7 protein-coding genes are annotated in these 6,473 nt (G+C 63.2%); 3 read left to right on the forward strand and 4 right to left on the reverse strand.

Annotation, left to right across the window (positions count from 1 at the left end; genetic code table 11):
- Positions 1-4 precede the first annotated feature (4 nt).
- The 4 genes from IAE38_RS15775 to IAE38_RS15790 all read right to left on the reverse strand — a co-directional run bounded on the left by IAE38_RS15775 (position 5) and on the right by IAE38_RS15790 (position 4,199).
- Positions 5-1,837 (reverse strand): ABC transporter ATP-binding protein, encoded by a 1,833-nt coding sequence (locus IAE38_RS15775; protein ID WP_201163963.1) that lies wholly within the window; start codon positions 1,835-1,837, stop codon positions 5-7.
- Positions 1,838-1,898: 61 nt separating this feature from the next.
- The gene (locus tag IAE38_RS15780; RefSeq protein ID WP_201163962.1) at positions 1,899-2,456 is read right to left on the reverse strand and encodes a peptidylprolyl isomerase; all 558 of its coding nucleotides are present in this window, start codon (positions 2,454-2,456) and stop codon (positions 1,899-1,901) included.
- Positions 2,450-3,262 (reverse strand): alpha/beta fold hydrolase, encoded by an 813-nt coding sequence (locus IAE38_RS15785; RefSeq protein ID WP_201218252.1) that lies wholly within the window; start codon positions 3,260-3,262, stop codon positions 2,450-2,452. Before IAE38_RS15785 ends, IAE38_RS15780 begins: the two co-directional genes overlap by 7 nt.
- Positions 3,263-3,275: 13 nt before the next feature.
- On the reverse strand, positions 3,276-4,199 hold the full coding sequence (locus tag IAE38_RS15790; RefSeq protein WP_201163960.1) for a LysR family transcriptional regulator: 924 nt from the start codon (positions 4,197-4,199) through the stop codon (positions 3,276-3,278).
- A gap of 47 nt (positions 4,200-4,246) precedes the next feature.
- On the opposite strand from IAE38_RS15790, the gene IAE38_RS15795 reads away from it, so the two are divergent.
- The 3 genes from IAE38_RS15795 (at position 4,247) to IAE38_RS15805 (ending at position 6,336) form a co-directional block, all read left to right on the forward strand.
- Complete coding sequence (locus tag IAE38_RS15795) at positions 4,247-4,561, forward strand: hypothetical protein (protein ID WP_028635455.1); 315 nt, start codon at positions 4,247-4,249, stop codon at positions 4,559-4,561.
- Positions 4,562-4,669: 108 nt separating this feature from the next.
- Positions 4,670-5,269, forward strand: a complete 600-nt coding sequence (locus IAE38_RS15800; RefSeq protein WP_201163959.1) for an FMN-dependent NADH-azoreductase — start codon at positions 4,670-4,672, stop codon at positions 5,267-5,269.
- Positions 5,270-5,472: 203 nt separating this feature from the next.
- Positions 5,473-6,336 carry a carboxylate/amino acid/amine transporter gene (locus IAE38_RS15805; protein ID WP_201218254.1) on the forward strand — a complete coding sequence of 288 codons (864 nt, stop codon included), beginning with the start codon at positions 5,473-5,475 and terminating at the stop codon, positions 6,334-6,336.
- The last annotated feature ends 137 nt before the right edge of the window (positions 6,337-6,473 follow it).

Raw genomic sequence — 6,473 nt, forward strand, 5'->3', positions numbered from 1 at the left:
GGGGTCAGTCGACCCCGACAAACCCGCCGGTCTGGTGATGCCACAGCCGCGCGTACAAGCCCCGCTGCTGTAGCAGTTCACTGTGGCTGCCCACCTCGACCACACGGCCCTTGTCCAGCACCACCAGCCGATCCATGCGGGCAATGGTGGACAGGCGGTGGGCAATGGCAATGACCGTTTTGCCCTGCATCAGCGTTTCGAGGCTTTCCTGAATGGCCGCTTCCACTTCCGAGTCCAGCGCTGAAGTGGCCTCGTCCATGATGAGGATGGGCGCATTCTTCAACAGCACCCGAGCGATCGCAATGCGCTGGCGCTGGCCGCCAGACAGTTTCACCCCGCGCTCGCCCACATGCGCGTCCAGCCCGGTGCGCCCCTGGGCATCCGACAGTTGCGGGATGAACTCATCGGCGCGGGCGCGGCGCACCGCTTCGTCCAGCTCGGCGTCGCTCGCCTCGGGGCGGCCGTACAGCAGGTTTTCGCGGATGGAGCGGTGCAGCAGCGAGGTGTCCTGGGTGATCATGCCGATCTGAGCTCGCAGGCTGGCCTGGCTGACCTCGGCGATGTCCTGGCCATCGATAAGAATGCGCCCGGCCTGCACGTCGTACAGGCGCAGCAGCAGGTTGACCAGGGTCGACTTGCCCGCGCCGGAGGGGCCAATCAGGCCGATCTTCTCACCAGGGCGGATATCCAGGTTCAGCCCCTCGATCACATTGGCTGCCTTGGCATAGTGGAAACCCACGTTGTCGAAGCGCACGGCGCCCCGGCTAACCTTCAGGGGCTGGGCATCGGGGCGGTCGGTGACGGTGACCGGCTGGGCGATGGTCTGCAAACCGTCCTGGACCATGCCGATGTTCTCGAAGATGCCATTGACCACCCACATGATCCAACCCGACATGTTGACGATGCGGATGACCAGGCCGGTGGCCAGGGCGATAGCGCCCACGGTGATCAGCGACTGGCTCCACAACCACAGCGCCAACCCCGTGGTTGCCACCACCAGCAGGCCGTTGAGGGTAGTGATGACCACGTCCATGCTGGTGATCACCCGTGATGCCAGCTGGGTTTTCTCGGTTTGTTCGCTGATGGCCTCGCGGGCATATTGCTGTTCATGATCGGTGTGGGCGAACAGCTTGAGCGTGGCGATGTTGGTGTAGCCGTCGACAATGCGCCCCATCAGTTTGGAGCGGGCATCGGAAGAAACCACCGAGCGTTCCTTCACCCGCGGCACGAAGTAGAACAGCGCCGCGATATAGCCCACGATCCACGCCAGCAACGGCAGCATCAGCCGCCAGTCCGCCTCGGCGAACAGCACCAGCGAGGTGATGGCGTAGATCAGTACGTGCCACAGCGCGTCCACCGCCTGCACCGCAGAATCGCGCAGCGAGTTACCGGTCTGCATGATGCGCTGGGCAATGCGCCCGGCGAAGTCGCTCTGGAAAAAATTCAGGCTCTGCTTGAGCACGTGGCTGTGGTTTTGCCAGCGGATCAGGCTGGTCATGCCCGGGTTGATGGTCTGGTGCACCAGCAGGTCATGCAGGCCGAAAAACAGCGGGCGCAACACCAGTACCACCACCAGCATCCACACCAGCTCGCCGCTGTGCTCGCTGAAAAAGCGGGTATTGGGGGTGCCCTGGGCCAGGTCGATAATGCGGCTGAGGAAGCTGAACATGGCCACCTCGATCAACGAGGCCACCAGGCCCACCACCAGCAGCGCCAGGAAGCTGGGCCAGACCTGGCGCAGGTAATACAGGTAGAAGGGCCACACGCGGCTGGGAGGTGCCTCGCTCGGGGCGTCGCGGAAAATATCGATCAGTTGTTCGAAACGACGGTACAGCATGGGCCATGCAACTCCTGTTCATCCAGCCGCGAAGCGGCGCACGTCCTTGTGAGACTCGCGATCAGTCGATGCGTTTGGCCGACTTGATGAAAACGGGGTCGGCAGGCACGTCACGCATGCCTTTCTTGATGGTGGTGGGCGAATTGACGATCTGGTCCACCACCTCCATCCCCTTGGTCACCTTGCCGAACACGGCGTAGCCGCGGTCACGCCCCGGGTTGAGGAAGTCGTTGTCAGCCACGTTGATGAAGAACTGGCTGGTGGCCGAATCCGGGTCGGAGGTACGCGCCATCGACAGCGTGCCCCGGGTATTCATCAGGCCGTTGTTGGCCTCGTTGTGGATCGGGTCTTTGGTCTGCTTTTGCACCATCTGCTCGGTGAAGCCACCGCCCTGCACCATGAAGCCCGGGATTACCCGGTGGAAGATGGTGTTGTTGTAAAAGCCACTGTCGACGTACTGCAGGAAGTTCTTGGTACTGACCGGGGCTTTCTCGGCATTGAGCTCGATTTCTACCTGGCCGAAGCTGGTGTCCAGCAGCACGTGCGGCGTCTTGTCCGAGGCCATGACGCTGGTGGCGAAAGCAACGGAGCAGGCGGTAAGCAGGAGTTTTTTCAGCATGGGCGCAAAGATCCTTCAGGGGAGCAAGCCGCTGCAAGAAACTGCAGCAGGGTCTGGTTGAAAACCTGGGATTGATCAAGGGGGGTAGCGTGCCGGGAATCTTCGATCACTACCAGTGTTGCCTGGGGCATCAGGGCGACGTACGCCGCCTTGAGTTGTATCGGGGTGTAATCGTGGTCGGCGGCAATCACCAGGGTAGGACAGTGGATCTGCCCGATGCGTTCCTGTACGCCCCAGCCCACGATGGCGTCAAAACTCTTGAGGTAGGCGCGCTTGTTGTTGCGGGCCCAGCGCTGCGCCATGGTGTGGCGCAGCGCGGCCTGCTCTGGATTGGGGAACAACCGTTGGGCCAGGGCCTTGCCGACCGTTTCGACGCTGAGCACGGTGGCCAGCCCACGGCGTTTAAGCCACCAGAGCCAGTCGCTGCGCGTGCGACGCTTGACCTCGGGCGCACTGTTGACGATGCACAGGCTACGCAGCCACTGGGGGTGGTCGACGGCAAACTGGAAACCGACCATGCCGCCCATGGACAGCCCCACCAGGTGCACGGGCCCGGTGTGCAGGTGCTCGAGCAAGGCCAGCAGGTCGGCGCTGAAGGTGGCGATGTGGTAACCGTCGTGGGGCTTGTCGGACCGGCCATGGCCGCGGATGTCCATCAGGATCACCCGGTAGTGCTGGCTTAGCAGCGGCACCTGCAGTTCCCAGTCCTGGCTGCTGGAGCCCAGGCCGTGCAGCAGCACCAGTGGCTCACCCTGGCCATACTCGCGGTAGTGCAGTGCACAGCCTTCGTGTTCGAAATAAGCCATGGGCGCGGTCCTGTCAGGCTTGGGCGGGGGCGGCGAAGGGCACGTCCAGTGGTGCCGTGTCGAAATTGCGCAGCAGGTCGATGAGGATCTGCGTGGCCGGGCCCAGGGACTTTTCCTTGCTCGAATAAAGGTAGAACAGCGGGTGGCGGCTGCCACCCTGGTCCAGCGGCAGAGGTTTCAGCACGCCGTCGCGCAGCTCGCGTTCGATCATGTGCCGCGGCAGCCAGGCAAAGCCCAGGCCGCTGCTGACAAAGGTGGTGGCGGTGCCCAGGCTGCCTACCGTCCAGCGCTGCTCGGCGCCCAGCCAGCCCACGTCACGGGGCTGGGCACGGCCGGAGTCACGAATCACCACCTGCAACTGGCTTTCCAGGTCCTGGAAGGTCAGTTCACGGCCCAGCCGGTGCAGGCTGTGCTCTGGGTGGGCAACCGCCACGAACTCCACCGCGCTCAGCTCCGCACCCAGGTAGCCCCCGATGCTGTAGCTGCTGATGGCAAGGTCGGCGATGCCTTCGAGCATGACTTCCTCCACCCCCGACAACACCTCCTCGCGCAGGCGCACGCGGCACCCCCGGCTTTGCGGCATGAAGGCAGCCAGGGCGCGTACCAGGCGGGCACTGGGGTAGGCAGCATCGACCACCAGGCGCACTTCCGCTTCCCAGCCTTGTTCCATGTGGTGGGCCAGGTCTTCCAGCTGGCTGGCCTGCTTGACCAGGTGGCGCGAGCGGCGCAGCAGCACGTTGCCGGCCTCGGTGAGCACTGCCTTGCGCCCGTCGATGCGCAGCAACGGCACGCCCAGTTGTTCCTGCATGCGCGCCACGGTGTAGCTCACCGACGACTGTGAGCGGTGCAGGGCGTCGGCTGCCTGGGCGAAGCCGCCGTGATCGACCACCGCCTGCAGGGTCCGCCACTGGTCTAGGGTCACGCGCGGCGCTTTCATGTGGTGCTCCTGTTGTCCTAAGCTGCGCTCTTTCAAGGAGAGCGCCGATGAAAAAATTATGTGCAGCAATGCTGCTGTGCCTGCCGGTTGCAGCGTTTGCCTACCCCATCGAGGTGGAAAAACACATCGACGGGGTGAAGCTCGATGCCACTGCCTACGACACCGCCTACGATATCGGCGCCATCACCCTGGACAACTATGGCCAAGTGCCCGCTGCCTGCAAGGTCACCTTCCGCAATGGCCCCGAGGCCCCCAGGGTACGGCGTGTGAATGTGCCGGCAGGCAAACGCGCCGACGTCACTGCCAAGTTCAACCGGCAGATCATCAAGCTGCGTGTCACGGTTGCCTGCTCGGCTGAATAAACAAATTAATCGATATGTTACACCCACTTTTTACGCTTTTTAATCGATAGGTCAAGCTTTAGTCTTCCCTCCATCGACTCGCATCCCTTTTTGCCGATGGAGGCACCCATGTCCCGCGTATTGATCATCGAAAGCAGTGCACGTCAGCAGGATTCGATCTCCCGCCAGCTGACCCGGGATTTCATCGAGCAATGGCAAGCTGCCCACCCCTCTGACCAGATCACCGTCCGTGACCTGGCGGCCAACCCGGTACCGCACCTGGACGCCCACCTGCTGGGTGGCTGGATGAAGCCAGAAGCGCAACGCAGCGCCGCCGAGCTCGACGCCCTGGCACGCTCCAACGAGCTGACCGATGAACTGCTGGCTGCCGATGTACTGGTCATGGCCGCGCCCATGTACAACTTCACCATCCCCAGCACCCTGAAGGCCTGGCTGGACCACGTGCTGCGCGCCGGCGTCACCTTCAAGTACACGCCAACCGGCCCACAGGGGCTGCTGACCGGCAAACGCGCCATTGTGCTCACCGCTCGTGGCGGCATTCATGCCGGCGCCACCAGTGATCATCAGGAACCCTACCTGCGCCAGGTGATGGCGTTCATCGGTATCCACGATGTTGATTTCATCCACGCCGAAGGCCTGAACATGAGCGGTGATTTCCACGAAAAGGGCCTGAACCAGGCCAAGGCCCAGATGGCCGCGATCGCCTGAGGCGTACCGAATTCCCAACCCTTGCACCCGTTTTTAGCTCCTTTGGGTGAACCTGCCCGGCCACTGGCCGGGCTTTTTTATGGGGTGCGAAAAGGGCGCTGGTGGGGGCGACCCGCGCAAGGGTGGTTACCCCTCCATTCCCAGTGGTTGAACTGGGCCGGTGCAAGCCGCTAAGGTCGCGGCCTTATCCAAGAGAGGCAACCATGGGCTACCTGATTATCGTCGCGCTGATCCAGGCGTTTTCCTTCAGCCTGATCGGCGAGTACCTGGCCGGGCACGTCGACAGCTATTTCGCCGTGTTGGCCCGGGTGCTGCTGGCGGGGCTGGTGTTTTTGCCCCTGACCCGCTGGCGCCAGGTGCCGCCACGCTTCATGCGTTCGATGCTGCTGATCGGCGCGCTGCAGTACGGCATCACCTATGTGTGCCTGTACCTGAGCTTTCGCGTGCTCAGTGTGCCGGAGGTGCTGCTGTTCACCATCCTGACACCGCTGCACGTGACCCTGATCGAAGACGCCATGAACCGGCGCTTCAACCCTTGGGCGTTGCTGGCAGCGCTGGTGGCAGTGGCGGGGGCTGCCGTGATCCGTTTCGACAGCATCAGCGGTGAGTTCTTCATGGGCTTCCTGCTGCTGCAGCTGGCCAACTTCACCTATGCCGCTGGCCAGGTGCTGTATCGGCATCTGGTGGCCCGCAACCCCAGCGACCTGCCGCACTATGCCCGCTTCGGCTACTTTTACCTGGGCGCGCTGTTGGTGGCCTTGCCCGCGTTCCTGCTATTCGGCAACCCTCAGCACTTGCCCGCTACCCAGGTGCAGTGGCTGGTGCTGTTGTTCCTGGGCCTGTGCCCGACAGCCCTGGGCCTTTACTGGTGGAACAAGGGTGCGTGCCTGGTTTCCGGTGGCACGCTGGCTGTGATGAACAACCTGCATGTACCGGTGGGGCTGCTGCTGAACTTGCTGATCTGGAACCAGCACGAACCGCTGGGGCGGCTGTTCATTGGTGGCGCGATCATTCTGGCCTCGGTATGGCTGAGCCGGGTTGGTGGGCGGGTGAATCAACCTGTTTGAGCGCTACGCGCGCGGTTTGCCGAATGACTGGCGGGAGCAGGGTGTGAGGGCATGCAGGTGCCCGCCTTTAGGGGTTTTTCGCCTGCGAGACCGAGCGCCGCCCGCGCGGCGCATCGCGAGCTGCGCTCGCTCCTACG

The organism is Pseudomonas sp. S32, assembly GCF_016648095.1.
Lineage (GTDB): Bacteria > Pseudomonadota > Gammaproteobacteria > Pseudomonadales > Pseudomonadaceae > Aquipseudomonas > Aquipseudomonas parafulva.

Excerpts from the sequence above, each read along its gene's own strand:
- IAE38_RS15775 (WP_201163963.1), bottom strand. The coding sequence starts at position 1,837 with ATGCTGTACCGTCGTTTCGAACAACTGATCGATATTTTCCGCGACGCC.
- IAE38_RS15780 (WP_201163962.1), bottom strand. The coding sequence starts at position 2,456 with ATGCTGAAAAAACTCCTGCTTACCGCCTGCTCCGTTGCTTTCGCCACC.
- IAE38_RS15785 (WP_201218252.1), bottom strand. The coding sequence starts at position 3,262 with ATGGCTTATTTCGAACACGAAGGCTGTGCACTGCACTACCGCGAGTAT.
- IAE38_RS15790 (WP_201163960.1), bottom strand. The coding sequence starts at position 4,199 with ATGAAAGCGCCGCGCGTGACCCTAGACCAGTGGCGGACCCTGCAGGCG.
- IAE38_RS15795 (WP_028635455.1), top strand. The coding sequence starts at position 4,247 with ATGAAAAAATTATGTGCAGCAATGCTGCTGTGCCTGCCGGTTGCAGCG.
- IAE38_RS15800 (WP_201163959.1), top strand. The coding sequence starts at position 4,670 with ATGTCCCGCGTATTGATCATCGAAAGCAGTGCACGTCAGCAGGATTCG.
- IAE38_RS15805 (WP_201218254.1), top strand. The coding sequence starts at position 5,473 with ATGGGCTACCTGATTATCGTCGCGCTGATCCAGGCGTTTTCCTTCAGC.